We start from the raw sequence: 21,083 nt of genomic DNA on the forward strand, positions 1-21,083 counted from the left end.
CGGTCATTCCACCTCAACTCGCAACGGCCTGCGGCTAAGCGTTTGACCCGGGCCACCATTTGCTCGGCAACGGGAGACTTGCGCGTGCCGATGTGGCGTAGGCCCGCTAGTCTCGAGTTCAAGTGACATAGCTAGGATGCCGATGTATCAGCAATCAGTTCGGGCATCCGATGAGCCAAAGTCAAGCAGCAGGCAAGCAGGATGCAACCATGGCTGACGCCTCGCCAACGAGCGCGCGTGGGCCGCAGGGCTCGGCGACCGAGGTCTTCCTGGCTTTCTTGAAGCTCGGGTTGACTTCCTTCGGCGGGCCCGTCGCTCACCTTGGCTACTTCCGTACTGAGTTCGTCGAACGTCGGGCGTGGGTGGACGACAGGAATTACTCCGACCTGGTCGCGCTCTGTCAGTTTTTGCCAGGTCCCGCCAGTAGCCAGGTCGGCATCGCGTTAGGACTTGGGCGCGCGGGGTGGCGAGGGGCGATTTGCGCTTGGGTCGGTTTTACTCTGCCGTCCGCCGTCGCCCTCATCCTGTTCGCGCTGGGTGTCAACCAGTGGGCAGTGTTGGCGCAATCCGGCGCGGTCCACGGTCTCAAGGTCGTGGCAGTGGCCATCGTCGCGCAAGCCGTATGGGGTATGGCCAAGACGCTTTGTCCGGACCGTCTGAGAGCGGGTGTCGCCGTCGTCGCCGCTCTACTCGTGCTGGCCGTTCCGTCGGCGATGGGCCAGGTTGGTGCCATCGTCGCAGGCGGCATTGCAGGACGATGGGCGGTACAACTCGGACACCTGCCGGTCGCCGAGCATCGCGACTACGGCGTCAGCAAGAGGACAGGCGCAGCGATGCTGTTGGTGTTCGGCCTCTTGCTCGTGCTGCTGCCGGTTCTGGCGGCCACAGTCCGGTCGCCAGCTCTGTCGGCCATCTCGTCGTTCTACCAATCGGGCGCCCTCGTGTTTGGCGGCGGGCATGTGGTGCTGCCGCTGCTGCAGGCGAGTGTCGTGCCCGCCGGCCTGGTCACCAACGATGCCTTCCTCGCTGGATACGGGGCGGCCCAAGCCGCGCCCGGTCCCTTGTTCACCTTCGCCGCGTACCTCGGGGCAGTGATGACCGGCACGCTGGGAGGATGGATCGGTGGCCTGACGCTCCTCGTCGCAATCTTTGCTCCCGCGTTCCTGATGGTGGCCGGCGCACTGCCGTTCTGGGAATTGCTGCGCCAGCGCGACGATGTGCAGCGTGCGATGGCTGGCGTCAATGCCGCAGTGGTCGGCATCTTGGCAGCCGCGCTGTACGACTCCGTATGGACGAGCGCCATCCATTCGCGCGCCGATTTCGGGCTGGCCCTGGCCGCCTTCGGCTTGCTGGTGTATGGGCGGCAGTCGCCTGTGCGGGTCGTGGCGCTTGCGGCGGCTGCGGGCTGGATGCTTGCGCCATGAACCTGGCGTCCCATTGCTGGCAGCCAACGGTAGGACTGCAGGTGGGCCTGGTCGTCACCTGACGAGCATGCACCAAACTAGGGGCCACCTGCGGGAGATGCCAACGATGCGGTAGCGGTTCCCCGATCCGGCTGTCCGCTCCCGCCCGGAATCCGGCAAGCATGAGTGGACGCCGCCAACGACCCGTCTTCCATTTCCTGCCCATACACGCCGCCGCTAGCCAAGGTCGCCATGACTCCCGAGCACCCGACCCCACACCTCCAGCAGGTTCGAGAGCCACCACCTCCCGTGCAACGCGAGCGGCGATCACCGCAGGTGCAGTGCAACGCATAGGCTGCACTCCAGCATTGCGCCGAATGAAGGCATCAAAGATTGCGTCGGCCGCTGTGGCGCGCAAGGATGTCGCTGAGCTGCGCCATTACGATCGGCTTGACGAGGTTGAAGTCGAAAAGCGTGGGCTCGTAGGCGACGAGATCGCCCGACCTCACAGCGGCGGACATCGACACGATCAGCGGGCAAGCGGTGCCAAGGCTTCGGGCAACTCGGGCGACTTCCATGGCGTTCCCCGAGCGCAGGTAAGGCTCCATGACCAAAGCGGCTGGGCGATCGCGCTCGAGGCACAGAAGCGCTTGTGCGATGGTGAAAACGCAAGTCGGTTGCCATCCGTCGAGTTCCAACCAACCGGCGACGGCTTCAGCCGCATCGGGGAAGTCATCCAGGAGCAAAACGGTACGGTTCTGAGCTAGCACCGGCACATCGTAGCGTGGCACAACGACACCCTGCCAGCTGCACGACTCCCTCGTCGCCGGCGAAATCCCATGACCAAGGTTTCACATCGCGACGGCGCCCCGAGATCGCCGCGCGCCCATGCTGCACCTCTATTCGACTGCCGGGGGTTAATCCCCCACCCGAATCGACCACGTCCAGACCGTGCTTCCTGCCCACGGCCCGAGCGGATGCGGCATTGCCTCCAGTCGACGCGGCGCTCGTCGCTGGGACGCCTCCCGCCACGGAAGTCGACTCGCCTTCGAGCGCTCTCCAGATGTCTGGCAGAAGGTGGATGGCTCCACTCTCCGGCTATGCAACCGCGATGGCGCCGCGCTTACTCGCCACGGCGGGTCCGGCGGTGATGCGAGCGCCGCTGGGCGGCGGCGGCGTTGGTCGTCGATCTCGCGCATCGGCTAGTCGAGGCCCGAGAGAGTCGAATACCTCCGAGGCCGCCGCGCGGACGATGCGTCATCGGCCCCCGCCAGTCACCCACTTGAATGAGGTGAAGCCGCTCCCCCGGCGACATCGATATGGGAACGGACAAGGCACCATCCGAGACGCCAGAGCACTGGTCGCAGAGCGACGTCCGCAGGCGGCGGCAAGTGTATTGGGCACGTATGGCCACATATGGCCACGAATATGCACGTATAGGTCTCGCATTGGCACGTATAGGCCGCGTACATCTCGCGGATAGGCGATGATTGACCATTGATCCCCTCCTTCAATTCGACAGGAAGACCAATGGCGAAATCATTGAAGCAAGTCCTCGACCAGATCACCAAGCTTCAGCAGCAAGCCGACGAGATCCGCAGCAAAGAAGTGTCGGAGGTCGTTCAACGCATCCGCGTGGCCATCGACCACTACGGGCTGTCGGCCCGGGATCTTTTTGGGCCCGAGGGTCGCCGCACGCGCAAGGTGGCAGCTGCACCCAAAGGCCGCGCAGCAGCCAAGCATTCGGGTGTTGCCAAATACGCCAGCGGGGACGGTCGTACCTGGACCGGCGTTGGCAAGCGACCGACTTGGCTTGTCGAGGCCCTGGCGGCCGGCAAGACGACGCAGGACCTCCTCATCGACCCGTCCGCGACTTCGACGTCCGACACCGCGACTGCACAGCGCGCCAAGAAGTCGACCGCCTCCACCGCTGCCGGCGCTGGTGGGAAAAGGCGCAACGCCGCCAGAGGCGCGGAGGAAGGCGGCCTTCCCAAAGCCCTCGACGTCAGCCCTTCCGGCAGGTCGACCAAGTCAAGTAAGTTGAGTAAATCGAGAAAGGCGAGCAAGGCGCCCGGAGCCCCGAAGTACCACGACGGGGCAGGGAAAACCTGGACGGGCGTGGGAAAACGTCCGAACTGGTTTGTCGAGGCGTTGGCCGCCGGACGGCGGGCGGAAGATCTTTTGATCCCTGCCGCCGCCGCATAAAGCGGCCTCAATAAGACATTCGAGCCGGTCTTCGAGCCGGCCTTCGCGCCGGCCCGTGGCGGGCGCTCGGTCATGGCACAGCCGGCCTGTCGTCGACACGTGACGAGCACCTGACGAGCACACCCGACCGTCGGATCTCCAACGCATCCCCTGCGCATCCCCTGCGCATCCCCAGTGCATCTCCAGTGCATCAACGGCGCATCACTGGATTTGACGTCACCGGCGGATCAGTCGGTAGGTCGCGAAGTGACGCCACTCGCCCCCTGGTTTCTCCGCCTCAATGGTCAAGGTCCATTCCTGGCTGGCAGGGAGATGAGTGAAGACATCTCGAAACGTTCCGCCGGAGTAAGGGATCCGGATCTCTATCAGGACGTCCGTGGCGTCGCCTTCGCCGTGAGGCAAGGAGTAAGCCGCTCCAAACGAGTCGAGCCAGTGCGCGAAGACGCGCCCGCTATCGTCGCTACCCAGTAAGACGCGGGCTTCGTAGCGAGGTGGCACCTGAACGTCCACCATATGCAACTCCAGAAACTTGCCGCCAAAGACACGGGTGGCGTCCAGTTGATATTGCACCGGCTTGCCACGCACATCACCGACCATCCGCCACGGGCCTTCCAGCCGGGCGGGCAGTTGTTCCGCCAACGCAGTCGCCTTTACACCCGGGATGGCTGTGGCGGTTGGGACTGCTGAGCCGCCGTAGGCGATGGCACGGACTGATCCGGATGAATTGAGCGAGTTGGCTGCATCGAGGCGCCGGCCGCCTGCGAGGGATGACCGTCCCGCCTCGCGCTGACAACATCGGTGGCGTTGTCGCCTTCGGCTGCTGCAACCGCAGCGGTTGCTCCGGGCAAATTCTCAAGCTTGCAGCAAAGCACGAGACACAGGGCTGTAGCTCGAACGGAGAAATGAGGTCGGCGCATGTCGAAAAAACGTAACGGCTTGCGTGCAAGCACGCGAAGGCCAGGCCACGCCCTCGACCATCGCCGGCATCTCAGTTCCGTATCGGTGCGAGACGTCCCGCGCCAGCCACGCCACCCGGTCGATGACGACCGGGCAGCCAGTGGAAACATCCGCCAGCATGGAGCACGGCAGAACGACTACCGGCGCCAGTCGCTGCCCTGCCCCGCCCTCCCCGTCTCGCGCAGTTCTTGCCCTCCCACCGTCCCGGCCAACGGGCGCCAGCCTGCGCGGAAGCTGCCTTGCCGCGAGCAGGCTCACAGCGCGTGCCTCGGCCGTCATGTATCAGCTCGCCGGCTTGACCGCTGACGAGCGGGACATACGACCGCAAGGGAGCCATCGGAACCCGGCGCGTCTAGAAATCAATCACGACGTAGGTCTGACCGCCAAGCCGAGATACGGACTCTGCAGCACCGAGTGCGGCGCTCATGGAAGCGCCGGCGTACACCTCGGCGCCATTGGCGAGACAGCACGCGGACCGACGCGCCCGACCCTGCTCCGCACGCCAACCCTGCGCGGCCGGCCGTCGTTCGAACGGAACAACTGGGAGAGATTCGCACGAACACGCCAAGCCCGGCGCCGTAGGCCGCCGACATGGTCATCGCGATCACCACGGCGGCGACCGGCCGGGGAATGCGACGAAGCACTGGTCTCATGGAGCCCGCCAATCGAACGATGGTCCCTGCAAATTGACGCGTCATGTCGCCCCGTTTCTCATCTCCCCGCGAGCCCCAAGGGGCTGGAAAAATTGGCCCCGCACCAGGTGCGGGGCCGCAAGACTGCTTGACAGTCGCCCGACCGAGGGGGGCGGTGGGCACGACACCCACCGGATGGCGAGTTCGATGGATGAGATTCTGATGAACGACCGCCCCGGCGCCCAGTCGATTTATCCGGACTTCCATGTAGTGCGTTTGCGGACGTTCGCGGCGCAATCGCCTCATAGGACGACGCCATACAGTGGCGTCGGACTGCGGTCACAAAGAACCTTTCTTTCTGCGCGTGCAGATAGCGACCAGTCTCCGGACCGACGGCGGCGCCTGCTAAAAGGGTCGCAATGCCGGGATTCCTCAGCTTCGGCCAAACTTCTCACGCGACACCGCGGTGTCCGCGACGTCGAATAGTGCTTCTCGAACTTTCGGCCACGGCGACGGTGCCGCCAGCCTGGGCCGCGCAAGCGGCCACCCGGAGCGGGTAGCGCGCCGCTCATTGCACGGTGGGCCGTCCGGGACCCAAGAAGAAACGCTTGCCGTCGGTGTCATGACGCGGTGGCGCCTTGGCGGCGTGGCGGCGTGGCGGCGTGGCAATTCGCGCCGCGGAGGTTGCCATGAAAAGCTGGGGGCGGAGGGGAATCGCACACGACACGCGACGAACGACGACGTTTCCAGCATGGGTTCGCGGTGGACGTCGACTCCCCCACCCGCGCAGATCACGATGCCTTCACATCCAGGAGTCACGAGCAGCGCGCTGAGGCTGGACGAAGTCGCTGGCGCGCCGCTCCTCAAGTCGCCAGGCTCATCCACAGACTGCCGTCGCGCGAGCCCAGATCCCGGATCAGACGGTCCATGTCATGCGCCTTGTCGTAGAAACGGTCGGCCCCTCGTGAGAGCACCAGCGGTTCATAGGTGCTCCGGTCATTGGCGCTGAGCACGATCAGCTTGCCCCGAAACCGATTGGCCCGGAGCCGCGACACCAGGCTGAGCCCGCTGCCACTGGCAATGTTCAGGTCGATCAGGACGGCGTCCGGTGCAGTGAGCTGCACGGTGGTAAGCGCGGCGGACTCGCCATCGCTTTGACCGACAACCGTGGCGCCTGCCTCATCCTCCAAACGTTGCACCACCATGCGGCGCAACAAGGCCGAGTCTTCCACAACAACCAACTTCATCGTCACTCCTGTAGTGGCTGCATGATGCCGACCGCGGGGCCATCCCGTCCAGGCGCTAGCCTCCGCTCTCGCGAAGGCTTTTGCGCTGAACATGTGTAGGCAAATCGAGCACGACTTCCGACGCGACTCCGCTTAGGGAACGTCATCGCGTGAGTTCGTGCCGGAGTCGCCTTGGCCGACGGCAAACATCGGCGGGGCGCGCGGCTGTCGTGCCGGCCCGTCACGCTTGGCGCCTCACTTGGCGCCTTACTCGCGTCTCACTCGCGTCTCACTTGGCGTCGACGCTGCCGAACGGCCTGGGCGCTTCGCGCAGCGAGGCGCACGCAGACAGCCCCCGCGATTTCCGCTATTGGTCGGCTCGGACCACTCGTTCGGACCGCTCTTTCGGACCATGTGTTCGGTGCGATCGCTGGATGCGATCGAACGCACGGCAAAACGAATGCGGCCGCTTCACCTCGCACGAGACGGCGCTGGGAAGGGTGGGAGTTCGAACCTGGGGACGGTCAACGAAACCTCGGTTGGCAACGCGCCCGTCTGGCCGGTGCGCAGGAACTCAAAGATCGCATCTTTGGCAGCCACGCTCTGGCGCAGTTGATAGAAGGCGCCATCATGCCCCGCGCGATGCACCAGGATTGCGCGTCCGTTGGGGAAGTAGGGCAGCAGCCCGAGCGTATTCTCGATCGGGGTGGACGTGTCCCAGTCGCCGTGGACGAACACGACAGGAATTGGCGAAACGCGCGGCAATCGGACGCTGTCGCCCATATCCGGAGTGGGCCAGTCGGACGCTGAGGAAATATTGCTCTCGAAGTTCCAGGTTCCAAGCAGGTCGGTGGCGGGATCCGTCCGCATTTGGTGTTCGCGCTCTGCGGTGACGCCCAGACTGCTGTCGACAAGTGGTCCGATCAAAGTCACGGGCGCGGCGCGGCGGTCCTGAAGGGTCTCCCGCGCCCAATCCTCGTACCGGCCGTGGTACAGCGACAGGATGAACGCCGGCCATCGCGCCGCGTCGCTGGTCCGCGACAGCAGGGCAAGCTGCAGATCCTCCTTGCCCAGCGCGACAACCTGGCGCTTGCCGACCTCGTCAACCACGACCACACGCACGACCTTCGGCGTGGACTGCGACGCGAATCGCCGATGAAGGGCGCGAACGGCCTCCATCACGCCACCTTGCGGAAGGTAAGGCGCCAGGCCCGCATCACGATCGGCGTCGTAGGCGATGCGCTGCAGAGCGGCGAAAACATGCGACGGCATGTCGTAGCCGTTGTTCAGCGGCTCGACGGACGAGAGCACCGCGCGGGCGACGATCTCGGGGTGGAACCGCATCACCGCGAGCGACCACTGCGAACCGAAGCTGCCCCCGAAAAGACTGATCTTGTCGTAGCGCAGCTCTCTTCGCAACGAGTCGATGTCCGCTGCGAACGCGTCGATCGTGTAGCCCGAGAGGTCCTTGTCCGAATGATGTGCCATCGCCCGGATCGCCAACGCACGCATGGCTTGCGCCTCGGCCTGCACCGACGCAGGCCGGTCCAGGGGCGATGCGTCGGACATCTCGACCAGTTTCTCTCCCCGGAACGTGTAGCCACGCTGCCCCACGATGACCAGATCGCCCACCAGACGAAAGCTCAACCAGGAGCGCAAGCGCGCCTGGGCCGCCTCGCCGCTCTCGGTGAAGGCGCCCAACACGTCGAGGCCGGGGCCGCCGGGCAACCAGAACACGGGCGGCGCGCCGGTTGGATGGAGCGCCTTGATGCGGGCAAAACCGATCGCTATCGTTCGGCTGTTGGGCTTGCCTCGGTTCTCGGGCACAAAGAGCGTGCCCACCTCATAGTCGATCGTTTCTCCGCTCGCCAAGGTGACAGCGCGCTGCTCGATGCTGATGCGATCGGCAGTGGACTGTGCGCACACCCGCTCACTATGGAGGGCAAGCACCATCAGTGCGGTGAACAGAACTTGAATCGAGCGCACACAATGCTCCTTGAACCTGATCATCCGCTGCAAAACGGCAACGGGGCCTTGCGGAGCCACATGAGCACCGCGTCGCATCAGGCATTGACGAACCGATCGTATCCGTGTGCCTCGGTTGGCGCGCACCCAGCAGCGCCGTCGATGTCCCGCGAGCTGCCGCGAGATGCCGCGAGATGCCGCGAGATGCCGCGAGCGGGCCACCGGCAAGTCGTTGCGCCCACGTTGGCGGCCACGATCAGGATCTTGCTTGTTGGCGCCAAGCGTTCGCCTTCCTTGCACCTTCGCCATGAGCCGCCAGAGTCGGAGAAACATCCGGGTCCTGTGGGTCCTGTGTCTCTTGCGGTCCGGTGATCCGATGGGTCCAGCGGATCCCTTCCCGCCGTGCCCACCGCGACTGGCATGGGAGCAGACGGCCGGGCAATCACTCGTTCAGCGGTGCGTCGAAGACGCCTGCCGTCAGGGCCGCATCGGGCCATGCCAATGTGTCGCGTTCCTTAGTGAAGTCCGCGGCAGCAGGTGCAACGTCCGCCGCATGGGCGGGGTTAGCGGCTTGCACAGTGTCCGAGGTGCCCGCGTCGCGTGAAGCACCCGCGGCGCCACTCAAGCGCTCCCGCACGAGACCGGCGGAACGAGCGGCGGGACCAGTGGCGGGACCAGTGGCGAGCAGACCATCGTGTGCCAGGGTGCGCAACCGCGCCACGCGCCGACGTCCTTTGGGCAATCCGGCGAGCGCGTCGAACAACAGCGGATCGTCGCTGCGGCTCAACTCAAGCGTGACCCGAACACGACCTGGACCCGGGGCGATGCCGGTCTCGTCGGGTAGCCCGATGTGTGATCCGCTGGAGGGCGCGCCGTGTTGGCCGGTCCCCTGCCCTCTGCTTCGCCCATTGCTTTGCTCGCTCCCTGGCATGCCGTCGGTCACGCTGTCGGGCACGCTGTGGGGCATGTGGTGGGGCATGTGGTCGGGCTCAGGTCGCCGGGACATCAGCAGCTTCCGGTGCTTCGCCGGCCTGCGTCAAGAGGTTCTCGCCAGCGATCTGAAACCCTTTGACGTTGGCGTACATCGGATCCCGTAACGACTGGACCACGTGGTTGGGAAAAGCGGCCCGCACCGCATCCTTGAACATGAACGCGCCGCCGCCGACCAGGATGATGTTCTGGATGCTGTAGTCCTCGGTGATCCACTCCATCATCGACGACACGGCTGCGCGCGCGACAGTGCGGACGGTGGGCAGGATCGGCGTGAGGTCATAGGGCCGTTGGTAGATCAGCAAGGGCTTGCCGGTGCGCAGCGCCGCATCGATGGCGGGCAGATCGTGATACGGTCGCCCGATGTCGCTGCCGATCTCCTGCGCCACCGTCTTGAGAATGTCGGACATGCCCCGGTTCACCGAATTGCTCACCTTGAGCACGAGCCGCATCCCGCGTGAGAAGAGCCAATCGAACGTGCGGGACCCAGGATCGATGACCAGGCTTTGCTCCTGGCCGATCGTTCTGCCCTTGTGGCACGCCGCCGTGTAGAAGACGAGCGCTCCTTGCGGCTGCGCGAGCGCAACCGCTCGCCGCACCGTGACACTTCGCCCGCGCCCGAGATCGTGGGACCCCGTCATCAGGCGTTCGAGCTGCGCGCGGCGCGCCTGGAACATCGACACGGGCAGCCCCACCACCAGCAAATCGATTGCGTCGAGCTTCATGAAACTCATCGCTCCGCGCGCGAGCGCCAGGTACTCGGGCGTGCCCAGGTACTGATCATGAAGCTGCGTCGCGCGATAGTTGTCCGCGGCGAGCTGTACCTCCGGTCCCACCTCGTAGTAGGTGCCCCCGATCGGCAAGGCCACCGTCTTTCGGCGATCACCCGCGGACCCCGCGCCGGGATCCTTCATGCTCGTGTAGGCCAACGAGGGAAATGACGCGCACCTGAGTTCCGCCGCGGAACCTTCCCCGCGCCCCAGGGTGAACTTCGTCTGTCCGAATCCGACATCGATCGCCCGCACCACCTTGCTCATGGCTTCACCCCTCACCACGTGTCGACGCAGCGGAGCTTGTCGGTCGCACCACGCCGGCGAAAGGTCGCAATGGGGCCGTCGACACGCACAATTCGCCCGCACTCTCTCACGCTACACGTCCCCCGCCACACGTCCCAGGCGACAGGTCCGACGCGACACGCCCCAAGCCCCACGCTCCGCAGACCAACAGGCTCGACCTCACGACTTCGACAACCGTTCAATTCCGGGCGGCGAAAGTGCCGACTCGCCAGAAGCAATTGAAGCGTCTTTCAATCGACCCGCAGGCTCGCCACGCCCCATGCGAACTCACTCCCCTCGATCCATTCCCCTTGTTCACAACCAGAGGCCATTGCGCCCCTCGTCAACCCCCTCGCGCTCCGGTGGTGGGCAAGACAGTTCGCAACATGGACGGCGCTGTTTCGCGTGCTGGCCCGCCACCCCGAATCGCCGTCGGCAAGCTTGACCACCCGCGCGCCGGCGTTGCCTACTGAGGGCGTTCTAAAGCTCCAAGAGCATCAACAGGCTCTAAAAACTCCAACGGTTCCGAGGGCTCCAAAGGCTCCTTGTCCTCGCTTTCCTCACGGAAGCCAAAAAGGCGTCGCGCCCGACACGCGCCCTTCCCGCCCCCACCCCGAGTGAGGACGATGCGCTGCCCAGATGCAGCGCTTCGGAGGACCCTTCCGTAGCGCAGCGCCGCGATCCACCAGCCCGGCTGGGCGTTCTCCAAGGACGCATCGCGGCAACGCAGAACATGGCCAGGTACACCAGAGGTACCCGCGCAGTTCCCGCCACCATCGAGCACGCGCAGCGCGCGGCACACGGACGTGCTTGCCCCACTGGGGCTCCACGTGTGCACTCGCTCGAACGTCTGACGCTCCCTGGCTGCGGTCAGGGGAGCTACCCAGCAGACGGGTGGCGCTACGACACCAGCACTGATCCCGCAGAGGCGTCCCTGCCAGACAGGAACGTCGCGCCCCAGTCCTCCAAGGACATGGACGTACACCCCTGTGTTGACGTGGAAACACGCGCACAGACCGGATCAAACCCGTGTTCATTTTTAAGAACGGCCGCGTCGCCGGCGCCTATGAAGGCCGGCGACAAAACCTGGGTCAGCGCCTCGCGCTTGGGCTGCACGCGACGGCCAATCACGCGCTTCAAACAGCTCACCGTCGGAGCGATTGCGAGCGCCCCGGACAGACACGCCGCAACGTCACATCGGAAAAACGCTGCCCGCCCACCAAGCCGGGTCAACCTTGTATTGGAGATCGACATGTCCCGCGCCCATGAGCCCGCAACGCGCAAGACGACGATGACGACGATGACGACGATGACGATGACGACGATGACGACGACGACGACGAAGACGAAGACGAAGACGAAAACGACCAAGGCACGAAGCACGGCCAGCGTCACCGCGCGTGGGCGCCCCGCAGCCCGCCGGCGCCAAGACTGGGCAGGACTAAACGCCGCCGACGTGCTAGCGCGGCATCCCCCGGGCCAAACGCCGCCGACTCGGGTGCTGGGGATCTTGCTCGACCTGTTCAATGAGCAGCACACCGCGCGCCACAAGAGCGTGTCCCACAAGACCCGCCACGACCGCGCCGTGTTCCTGCGCCGCTTCTTCCGGGATCTGAGGGACAAGGCGGGTTTCGCGACCGTCCCCGATCCGCGCAATCTGGGCGGTCGCCACATCCAGGCGATGCTCGATCTGTGGCAGGCGCAGCGCATGGCGGCGGCGACGATCCAGACCTACCTGAGCTTCCTTCGCGGTCTCGCGATCTGGATCGGAAAACCCGGACTCGTACGAACGGCGGCGAGCTACGGCCTGCCAGCGTCGAGCTACCAGCGCCACGGGGTCGCCCACCGCGACAGGACCTGGAGCGGTGCCGAGGTGCCCATCGAGCCACTGATCGCCGAGGTGTGTGCTTATGACGCCCATGTGGGCGCGGCGCTGCGACTGATACAGGCGTTCGGGCTGCGTCGCAAGGAGGCGGTGATGATGCGGCCCCACGCCTGCGAGGTGGCGTTCGAGGCCACGGGACTGCCGCAGGACCGGCGCAGGGCCGACAGCTACTTGTGGATTCGCCAGGGCAGCAAGGGCGGGCGACCTCGCCATATTCCCATCGCGACCACGCAGCAGGAACAGGCGCTGGCCTACGCGCGGGAGGTGGCCGTGGGCCGCGACGCGCATGTGAGCCGACCGGGGCGCGACCTGCGCCAGAACCTGAACCGGTTCAGCTACGTGATGCGCCGCTTCGGGATCACGCTCAAGGAGCGCGGCGTCACGGGCCACGGTCTGCGCCACGAGGCGCTGGTGGCCGTGTGGGTGCAAGCCACCGGCGAGGCGCCACCGGTGCGCGGCGGCGCGCGCGTGGCGCGCGACGTGGAAGTCGCGGCCCGGCAGGAGATCGCCGAGCTGGCCGGGCATTCGCGCGCTCGGGCGGCGGCGGCCTACATCGGATCGCGACGCGCAGGGACGACCAGCGGCGGGCCGCCAGATCCGTCCACGCCGCGAGCCAACTCGCTATCCACCCCGCTATCCACCCCGCTAGCCACCCCACCCTAGCGACCGACCGGTAGGGCTTGAATCGTGCCCCTGACGCGAGTGATCAGGCGGCACCGCCCATGGCGCCGCCTGCCGGGCTCATCATCGGTGTCACCCGCAGCACCTGCGGCAGCCATCCCGTCGATGCCAGCACCTGCTGCGCGCCGGCAGCCGCAGCCTCCTTCTTGAGCTGTTGCAAAGGAGCTGCTGCTTGCGCGCCGAGGACTTCATCCACCACCTGCGCGATGCGCGCCTTGGAGACGTGGTTGAAGTAGCTCGCCGCACTGGCCTGCCACCACTTGCGCATGTCCAGCGCCAGCGCCTGGGCGAGACCCTCGGTGCGCTGGCACCGGGGCGATTCAGGCTCGGCGGCGTAAACGCCGGACACGCTGCTCGCCACGAGGAAGGTCAGCAGCTTCGTGACCATCGCCGCGTCCTGGGCAAGCATCCACGGCAGCAGCGCCTGCGCCTCGGCGGGAAGTTGGTCGCGCCAGAACTGGCGTTGCGCCTCCACCGCCAGCCAGGCCGGGCTGCTGACGATGTCGGGCGCGTCGCTGCTCAGTGGGCCGTGCGTGTCGGTGGCGCTGAAGGTGAGCGGATCGCCGCTCGTGTGCACATGTTGATAGCCGTCCAGCAGCAGCTTGCCAGCCAGTTGCGCCGTGAGTATCGCCAGCGCGACCTCGGGCCTGTCCAGCAGCTCTGCCTGGATGGCCGCCACGCGGTGTGCCGTCAGGTTGCGCGTGAGGCGCTCGGAGTGGACCGGTCGGACCTTGGGGACACTGTCCGACGACGTGCCGAAGGCATCTGCATCGTCGAAATCCAGCCCGTCGTCGTGACCGCCATGAGGGTCATGGGAATCATGGGAGTCATGAGCGCCGTCGGAGCCGCAGCCTTGATCACCAGCAGCGAGTCGACTGGCCCGGACGGCCTGGGCTGCCCGCGCCAGTTCGTTGCGGTCCTCCGGACGGATCAGGCCGTACCGGACCGCCGGGCTCGCGTCGGCGTCGACGTAGACCACGCATCCTGCAAACGCCATCAGCTCGGTCTGCCACACGCTGAGCGACTCGTGCAACGCGGCAATGGCCGCGCTGGCTGCGTCGCATTCGGATTCAAGGGCGGATTCAAGGTCGGCTTCCATATCGCCTTGCAGATCGCCCTGCAGATCGACTTCCAGCTGCTCATCGTCGCCCTCGCCGGGCAGCGCATCGTCGTTCCTGCCGTCCTGGTCAGCCTGCTCGGCTTGCTCGCCATCGCCTTCCCCCAGCTCGTTCCCCTCGACGCCGTCCAGCGCTTGCAACTTCCGGGTCAGCGCCGCAAGCCGCCCCTCCAGCACAGCCAGTTCGGCAGCCTCCGTGTCGTTTGCCGGGCGGCGTGACTTCCTGAGTTCGCCGTGGCGCGCATATTCGTCGTGCACGAAACGCGCACGCACCTCCACCCACTTCCAGCCTTCGGCCAGGATCTGCCTGGCCTTGCGCTGCAACTTCGCCACCGCCAACTGGTCGAGCAGCACCGCGTCCAGCAGGTAGACCTTCTTGTCGTTGTCGCTGAAGAGGTCGCGCCTTGAAGGGCCGCCGGCCTTCTCGTACGCCTTGACGCCGACGTACTTCGCCACCGGGCTGCGATCGGACTCGACCTCGCCCTGACTCAGCACGCGGCGAAGGTGGTCGGGTTGGCGGCTCCAGGCGTCCAGCCCCTCCCATGCCTGCTCCTGTCGGGCGTGGTCGTCCACCGACGCCAGCGCCATGAGGCAGTCCATGCTGATCCGGCCTTGCCTGAACTCCGCGATCAGCTTGGGGGACACGGCGGCCAGTCTCATGCGTCGCTTCACGACGAGCGGCGTCACGCCGAAGGCGGCGGCGACGTCCTCCAGGGAGCGGCCCTGCGCCAACAGCTTGGCGAAGGCCTCGAACTCGTCGGCGGGGTGCATGGGCACATGGAACGCATTTTCGGAGAGGCTCGCGATGAGGCCGTGCTCGGCGGCGACCACGAGCACCGGCACCGGAACGTTCTCGGGCAGCGTCCCGGCGCTCACCAGCAAGCCCAGCGCTTGCAGCCGCCGTCCGCCGGCGCAGACCTCGTAGAGGTTGCGCGCGCCTTTTATGACGATCAGATTTTGGAGGACGCCGCATGCCTGGATGGACGCGGCCAGCTCCTCGATGCTCAGGCGCGACGTGCTGCCCGCCGGGCGCGCCTGATAGTCCTTCGACAGGACGAGTTGATGAAGGGGGATGAAGGTCCGGCACGACGCGTCGATGATCGCCGCGATCTCAGCCTTGGAGATTTTCATGAGGGCTCCTGGTGTGGGTTGAACGACGGGTGGAGAACCCAACCCGTACATTCAGGATCACATCGAAGCCTCGCGGGTCAAGGGCATGCGCGGGCCTGCCATACGCGGCAGACGCTGCGATCTCGTTGAGAGATCGGCACCGACACAGTCAGCGACACAGACAGCGGCGCAGACAGCGACACCAACACCGCATCCAAGTTCGAGATCGAGTGCGAGTCAGAGTCCGAGTTCGAGTTCGAGTTCGAGTTCGACTCAGTCGATGCTTGGCAGTCCCACCGCCTCATCCGAACCGTTCAAGCCATCGCCTGCGGCAATGCGCCATCAACGCATCGGAACCGCGATGGGGTCGATGGGTTGGTCGCAAGCCCACCTGCCCTCTGCCGTATGGAAGTGGCCGATGGCCGTCCACTCGGTCACCAACGCCGGAACGTCGAAGTGCCGGGACAGCGCGGTCACGGCCTCCTGGGCGTTCGCGAACGATTCATCCCAGGGCATGTGATCGATGCGGACGCGCCAGCGCCCGCTGATGCGCTGCTTGACGGTGAACGTCCCGCTGGGCGACTGAAACACATACGACACGGTATCCAACTCCATATGGCCTCCCGACCCGTTCTACTTTCTATTCCTGATCCCGCCGCCCAGAACGCCAAGCCTGCTGCCCGAAAGTTCGGCGCCGATCATAGGTCCATCACTCATCCACGACTCATCCACGACTCGTCCACCACTCGTCTATCACTTGTCTCACACCCGTCGCTTGCCGGTCGCTTGCCCGTTGAGCGCACGCCGATCTCCAACCGGTCTCCAGACGATCTCCAGCCGATCACCCTGGCTATTCGAGCCGATCCGCCCCTGCGACACAACTATGCAACGTGGCGCGCTGTATCCACGCGCGTCGACACGCGAGGCAGCAGCGCTGCGGCGGCCAGGCCTGACATCGTCGGTCCGAAATGGATCCGTGCCTTGCCCGCGCGCTTGGCCGCGTACATCGCCGCGTCCGCGCCGCGCATGACGGCGCCAATGTCGCACGTTCCTTGGGCCAGCACGACGCCGATGCTCGCGCTCACCCGGACCGTCTGAGGCTCAGTGGGATGCTCAGTGTGATGCTCATTCACGCGGATGGGCCGCTCGATCTCTGCCAGGCAACGCTGGAGCACCGTGCGGGTGCTCCCCGCGTCGTCGCTGGCCGACAGCAGGATCGCGAACTCGTCGCCGCCCAGGCGTGCCACGACATCGTTGCCGCGCAGGCTCTGCTGCAAGCGCAGCGCGACCTCCTTGAGGACCACATCGCCCGCGTCATGTCCGTGGGTGTCGTTGACGGGTTTGAACCCATCCAGATCGAGATAACAGACCGCCACGCCGCGCTGCGACCTCAGCGCCTGCTGCTGCGCATCCGCGAGCTTTTCCTCGAACAGCCGACGATTGGGCAGACCCGTCAACGCGTCGCGCAGGGCCAGACTCTGGGCCGTTTCCTCGCTACGCTTGAGGGCGTCGACGTCGACCAGCATCCACAGGCTCTCGTCCTCGGACACCAGCATCCCACTCAGGTCGACCCACAGCGGCGAGCCGTCCTTGCGACGCATCTGCACCTGGGTTCGGAATCGCTCGCCCGCGCGCAGGGCGCCATACCCGGCGCGACCGATTTGGTCGAAGGTCGCCTCGTCCAGATACAGCTCGCGCATGGACATTCCGCGCAGCTCGGCGCTGGCGTAACCCAGCAGATTCGCCATCGCCCGGTTGTCCCACTGGATCACGCGCTCGCGCAGGCGCACCATGCCCACGAGATCGTTCTCCAGCATCAGTTCTTGCTCGCGCGTCAACCGGTCGGCGGCCATCCGGCCGAGGTACTCGCGCTGCTGCCCGCGGTACAGGAGCGCGGAGATGGCGCCAACGAGCGCGATCATCACCGCCACGAGCAGCCACAGCTCCAGGGCCTGGCGGTACCAGGCCGCGAGGTACTCGCTGGTGCTCAGCCCCGCATACACCGTGAACGGGTAGCCGGGGACCCGGCGGTAGGCGGTGACGCGCTCGACCTGGTCCAGCGCCGTCGGCGTCACGTACCAGCCGCGCGCCGGGTCACGGGCGATGCTGTCGCGCAGCGCCTGGGACACGATCGCCAGACCCACCCCCTTGGCCGACTGCGGCTCGGACGCCGAATGGCGCGAGACCAGCACGAAGCTGTCGCTCGTGCGCATGGAGATGGCGCCCGAGCGCCCCAGCTCCATGCCGGCGAAGAGCTGGGAGAAGTGCTCCGAGGTGAGCTCGGTCAGCACGATGCCGTCGAAACCGCCGTCGGCGTTGATCAGGCGGCGCGCCACGACGATGATCCACGCGCCGGTCACCCGGCTGCGCAAAGGCTCGGACACCACGGTGGCGTCGCGCGAGCGCGCCCGCTCGAAATAGGAGCGGTCCCCGAAGTGGAACACCCGGCCGGCGAGCGCCTGCGGGATGACCACGTCGCCCGACGCGTCGGTCACGCGCACTGCGCTCACGTGCTTGAGCAACGTCTGCTGTTCGTCGACCATCTCCCCCAGCACGGACGCGCGATCGGCCGACTGGCGCGTCTTGCCGTAACGCTCGGCCACCGTCGCCAACGCGTTGTCGATGACGCTCAGCTCGGCGGCAACCTCGCCGCTCATGCTCGTGGCCAGATTCTCGGCCGTCAAACGCGCGGCGTCTTCGTCGCCTTCGCGGGCGTTGTGAAGGCTCAGCCAAGCGGCAGTGCACAGGATGGCTGCTAGCACGAGGTTGCCCACCACCAGCCAGCGGCGAACGCGACCCAGCGACGGAGCGCCAAAGGCTTGTTGATGGATCATGGTGGTGCCTCCCTGGCCTGCGGCGGGACAACCCCTGCCGAAGGTCTCAGTTGTACGGCACGCGCTGAAGCGGCGGTATCCGGCGACGGAGGAAGCGCACGTAGGCAATCACCCGACCGCACTCTGACGGGCCGGGCGAGCACTCCTTGTCGGTCGGCAGCTGGGAAGCCTGCAAGTCAGGAATGCGGGAGAGCGGGAAGGCAGGAAGCCGAGAAGCCTGGGACCCGGCCCCCCCCCCGCATCCCAGACCGCCTGCGCGACGGGGCTCAGACCCCGGGGGCTTGGCCCTGGGCCGCTGGACGGGTGCGTGCAGCGTCGTCAGCGGTACTGCCCGTCGAAGCCGAGCCGTCACGCTCGCGTGAAGCGGACATCTGGTCAGGCTGGTTGCCTGCAGACGGCGTGACCGATGCCGCACGAACCGTTGATGGCACCGTCGAAGGGGCATTGGACGAAGAGGTGGTACCAGAGGTAGGTGCGCTTTGAGACTGGGCGGCAGGTGTAGCGGCAGGTGTAGCGGCCGCTGTGCCGGCGGTGGCGACGGTGTTCGGTGCGGTGGCGGGGGCGGCGCTCGGCGCAGCAGTCGGGTCGGCGGATAGGGAGGACGTTGTAGAAGACGGCGTGGACAACGGTCTGGCCGAGGGCGAAGCCGGCGTCGACCCCGTCGCGGTCGGCGAGTTTTCGCTTCGCCCGTGCGTGACGACCGCGGGAAGGCGGCGACCGGATCGGACGATGCGCGGCCCTCGTGCTTGGCCCGCATGGACTTGATCAGACGTGCAGAAAGGAAAGCGACGCCACCGGCGACCGCGAGGAAACGAAGGGACATGAGGAACTCCAGGTTGGGGCTCGATGACCGAGCCATGGACCCCATGAGGCAACCAGCGTTCCATCAGAGGGGCCAGCGCTTGCCGTGGGACGCCCAAACGTCACCCCAGAAAGACTGACATACGACGCGAAGCTTTGGCGCCGGCGCGTGGCGGGCGAGGTGAGGTTCGACGGGCCTCGTATACAATCGCAGCGTGCTCCTCCCTGAGCATCGGTCCGAGTGACTCCCTCCTCGGACCCTCAAGCCTCGACGATGTCGGGGCTTTTTTTGCCCTGAAGCGCCCAGCCGTATCCTCTCTGCCACCCCACCCTGGATTCTTGACATGTCCCAGATGGTTTCTTTCACCACCCGGATCGCGCGACCGTTCGGCGATGTGCCGATTGTCGCGACCGTGCGGGTCTGGGCGGATGACAGTGCGAGCCTGCGATGGGAAGCCGATCTGTTGGGCGTGTCCGCTTCGCGCGCCGCAGGAACCGGAACCCGCTCGGAAGGCGAGTCCCTGCATGCTGCCGGAGTGCGCCTACTTCAAGAGTGGGTGGAGTCTCTGGCTTGATCGCTTGACATCCTTCCGAGCCCAAGCTCGTCCACGCGTTGTGTACGGTGAAGCCGTCAGCCGTCAGCCGTAAGCCCGAACGCCTGGAATACGGGTCGAGTCCCCGAACCGTCAAAGGCGTCGGTGCCGTCAAGTCCCGGCGTCAACAGAGGACCTATCTCGCAGACACGGGCCCCGCGCGCGCATGCTCCGCCGCGAAGGCGCAGCGTCCAGCGCACGGAGCGGGGTTCAGCAAAAAATCGCAGCCACGTCCCAGGCCCAGCCGTGCCAGAAGCCGATCGCGTGGACCCGCGCACCATCCGGCGCGATGAAATCCGGGCATGCTCTTGGACAGTCAGCCACGAGGCCCCACTCCTGGTCGCTGAATTCGCGAAACGTCAGACGCAAACGGTCGTAGCGCACGCCATACATGGGGCAGCTGCACTCGGCGGCGATCCGCAGCCCGACTTCCAATGCGAACACCGGAATGCGCCTATCCTCAGGGTCAATCCAGCACGAATAGCCCAGGCCCTCCATGCCTTCCAAACTGGCAATGCCGCGCACTCGTGGTCTGAAACGCGCGACTCGATTCATTGCACTGATGTAGCTCACGGGCCAACTCCAAGCGGTACGCTGAGAGGTGCAGCTTGAATGGGAATGAGTGCAGCGCAAGTCAGTCAGCAGCGCAATTCCGGCGCCATACACGACTCCGCGCATCTTATGGCGCAGAGGTTGCCAGCCGCGCTGAGCGTCAAGCGATTCCGCTGCGCGACACATAGCACGGAGGAACTCCTCGGCAAGCGCCGCAAGTGATTCCTCGCAGCGCCACGCCTTGTGAAAGCAGCAGTCAACCCAAATACCGTCCTGCGACTCTCTCACTTCGGTCAACATCGAAAACCGCGCGTGACTCGCGGCCTTCGAAGGTGGTGAGTGGCTGCGGGCATCCAGCGAGCAGCACAGGATGTAGCGAAGTGCGGTGTTCTGCAAAATCCGTCCGCTTTCGTCGAGCGCGACGCCAGCCGCGCTCCGCGCCAGCTCATCGCAGCCCGAGTCGCGTGAACCGGCGATGGCGATTTGCATGGAATGCGGCAGCTCTGCGGCATGCGGTGCGCCGCCCGCCCGGCGAGGTGTCTTTGCGCGATCGGCAGCGGAGCCGACGGCCCGTCGGGAGCGTCCGTCGGATTTGCCACCGTCACCGCAGGCACCGCCGGCACGGATGTCACGGCCTTCATTAGCCTCATCGCATCCGACAAAGTCGTCCGACGGCAGCAGGATGAGTTCGCCGTTCCCGCAGGGAAGGCTGCGATCCAGCGCCGCGACGTATAGCGTGACAACCAGGTTGAACAGCGAGTTGCCCGCGTCATCCGCGGCACGGCGAAGTCGACCAAGCCGTGATCCGTCGATGAATAGACCGAGAAGTCCTTCGCCTCGGTGGAGTACCGATTTCTGCGTCTTCTCACTCTTCAACAGGTCGGCTGCGTCTCTGCCGACGCCCCGGCCAGCCGACGCCCCGGGCGCTGCTCGTCGGGAGTCGTCGTTCGGACCACGGCTCGCACAGGCCGACTCCCCGCGCAATGATGACGCGTCCAGATCGTTATCTGTGTCTGCGCCACGTGGACCACGCGTGTCGGCCAATGTTGTGGCCAAGGCGTGGAAGTGCGTGGGTGT

At 65.9% G+C, this 21,083-nt stretch carries 15 protein-coding genes; 4 read left to right on the plus strand and 11 right to left on the minus strand.

What is annotated here, in order from left to right; all coding sequences use genetic code 11:
- Positions 1-209: 209 nt before the first annotated feature.
- Positions 210-1,424, plus strand: a complete 1,215-nt coding sequence (gene chrA / locus ACQ86G_RS23555) for a chromate efflux transporter (RefSeq protein ID WP_431257575.1) — start codon at positions 210-212, stop codon at positions 1,422-1,424.
- A gap of 365 nt (positions 1,425-1,789) precedes the next feature.
- Here chrA and ACQ86G_RS23560 read toward each other — a convergent pair whose 3' ends face one another.
- Complete coding sequence (locus ACQ86G_RS23560; RefSeq protein WP_431257576.1) at positions 1,790-2,194, minus strand: hypothetical protein; 405 nt, start codon at positions 2,192-2,194, stop codon at positions 1,790-1,792.
- A gap of 739 nt (positions 2,195-2,933) precedes the next feature.
- On the opposite strand from ACQ86G_RS23560, the gene ACQ86G_RS23565 reads away from it, so the two are divergent.
- The gene (locus ACQ86G_RS23565) at positions 2,934-3,608 is read left to right on the plus strand and encodes an H-NS family nucleoid-associated regulatory protein (protein WP_431257577.1); all 675 of its coding nucleotides are present in this window, start codon (positions 2,934-2,936) and stop codon (positions 3,606-3,608) included.
- A gap of 216 nt (positions 3,609-3,824) precedes the next feature.
- Here ACQ86G_RS23565 and ACQ86G_RS23570 read toward each other — a convergent pair whose 3' ends face one another.
- The 6 genes from ACQ86G_RS23570 to ACQ86G_RS23595 all read right to left on the minus strand — a co-directional run bounded on the left by ACQ86G_RS23570 (position 3,825) and on the right by ACQ86G_RS23595 (position 11,828).
- Positions 3,825-4,247, minus strand: a complete 423-nt coding sequence (locus ACQ86G_RS23570) for a hypothetical protein (RefSeq protein WP_431257578.1) — start codon at positions 4,245-4,247, stop codon at positions 3,825-3,827.
- A gap of 1,813 nt (positions 4,248-6,060) precedes the next feature.
- Complete coding sequence (locus tag ACQ86G_RS23575; protein WP_431257579.1) at positions 6,061-6,444, minus strand: response regulator transcription factor; 384 nt, start codon at positions 6,442-6,444, stop codon at positions 6,061-6,063.
- Positions 6,445-6,894: 450 nt separating this feature from the next.
- Positions 6,895-8,409, minus strand: a complete 1,515-nt coding sequence (locus ACQ86G_RS23580) for an alpha/beta hydrolase (protein WP_431257580.1) — start codon at positions 8,407-8,409, stop codon at positions 6,895-6,897.
- Between the two features lie 421 nt (positions 8,410-8,830).
- Complete coding sequence (locus ACQ86G_RS23585) at positions 8,831-9,367, minus strand: hypothetical protein (protein WP_431257581.1); 537 nt, start codon at positions 9,365-9,367, stop codon at positions 8,831-8,833.
- A 10-nt stretch (positions 9,368-9,377) separates the two neighbouring features.
- Positions 9,378-10,415 carry a PRTRC system protein D gene (locus tag ACQ86G_RS23590; protein ID WP_431257582.1) on the minus strand — a complete coding sequence of 346 codons (1,038 nt, stop codon included), beginning with the start codon at positions 10,413-10,415 and terminating at the stop codon, positions 9,378-9,380.
- A gap of 918 nt (positions 10,416-11,333) precedes the next feature.
- Positions 11,334-11,828: a hypothetical protein gene (locus tag ACQ86G_RS23595; protein WP_431257583.1), complete on the minus strand. Its 495-nt coding sequence runs from the start codon at positions 11,826-11,828 to the stop codon at positions 11,334-11,336.
- A gap of 115 nt (positions 11,829-11,943) precedes the next feature.
- Between ACQ86G_RS23595 and ACQ86G_RS23600 the strand changes: the two genes are divergently transcribed.
- On the plus strand, positions 11,944-12,981 hold the full coding sequence (locus ACQ86G_RS23600) for an integrase domain-containing protein (RefSeq protein ID WP_431257584.1): 1,038 nt from the start codon (positions 11,944-11,946) through the stop codon (positions 12,979-12,981).
- Positions 12,982-13,024: 43 nt separating this feature from the next.
- Here the strand turns inward: ACQ86G_RS23600 and ACQ86G_RS23605 are convergent, their stop codons facing one another.
- From ACQ86G_RS23605 to ACQ86G_RS23615, 3 genes are all read right to left on the minus strand, one after another.
- Entirely contained in the window at positions 13,025-15,247 is a 2,223-nt protein-coding gene (locus tag ACQ86G_RS23605; RefSeq protein WP_431257585.1) for a ParB/RepB/Spo0J family partition protein, read from the minus strand.
- Between the two features lie 321 nt (positions 15,248-15,568).
- Positions 15,569-15,841, minus strand: a complete 273-nt coding sequence (locus ACQ86G_RS23610) for a hypothetical protein (RefSeq protein WP_431257586.1) — start codon at positions 15,839-15,841, stop codon at positions 15,569-15,571.
- Positions 15,842-16,107: 266 nt separating this feature from the next.
- On the minus strand, positions 16,108-18,060 hold the full coding sequence (locus tag ACQ86G_RS23615) for a diguanylate cyclase domain-containing protein (protein WP_431257587.1): 1,953 nt from the start codon (positions 18,058-18,060) through the stop codon (positions 16,108-16,110).
- A 1,145-nt stretch (positions 18,061-19,205) separates the two neighbouring features.
- Between ACQ86G_RS23615 and ACQ86G_RS23620 the strand changes: the two genes are divergently transcribed.
- Positions 19,206-19,436 carry a hypothetical protein gene (locus ACQ86G_RS23620; protein WP_431257588.1) on the plus strand — a complete coding sequence of 77 codons (231 nt, stop codon included), beginning with the start codon at positions 19,206-19,208 and terminating at the stop codon, positions 19,434-19,436.
- Between the two features lie 228 nt (positions 19,437-19,664).
- Here the strand turns inward: ACQ86G_RS23620 and ACQ86G_RS23625 are convergent, their stop codons facing one another.
- The gene (locus tag ACQ86G_RS23625; protein WP_431257589.1) at positions 19,665-20,882 is read right to left on the minus strand and encodes a hypothetical protein; all 1,218 of its coding nucleotides are present in this window, start codon (positions 20,880-20,882) and stop codon (positions 19,665-19,667) included.
- Positions 20,883-21,083: the final 201 nt, after the last annotated feature.

The organism is Roseateles chitinivorans (assembly GCF_050632145.1).
Lineage (GTDB): Bacteria > Pseudomonadota > Gammaproteobacteria > Burkholderiales > Burkholderiaceae_C > Roseateles > Roseateles chitinivorans_B.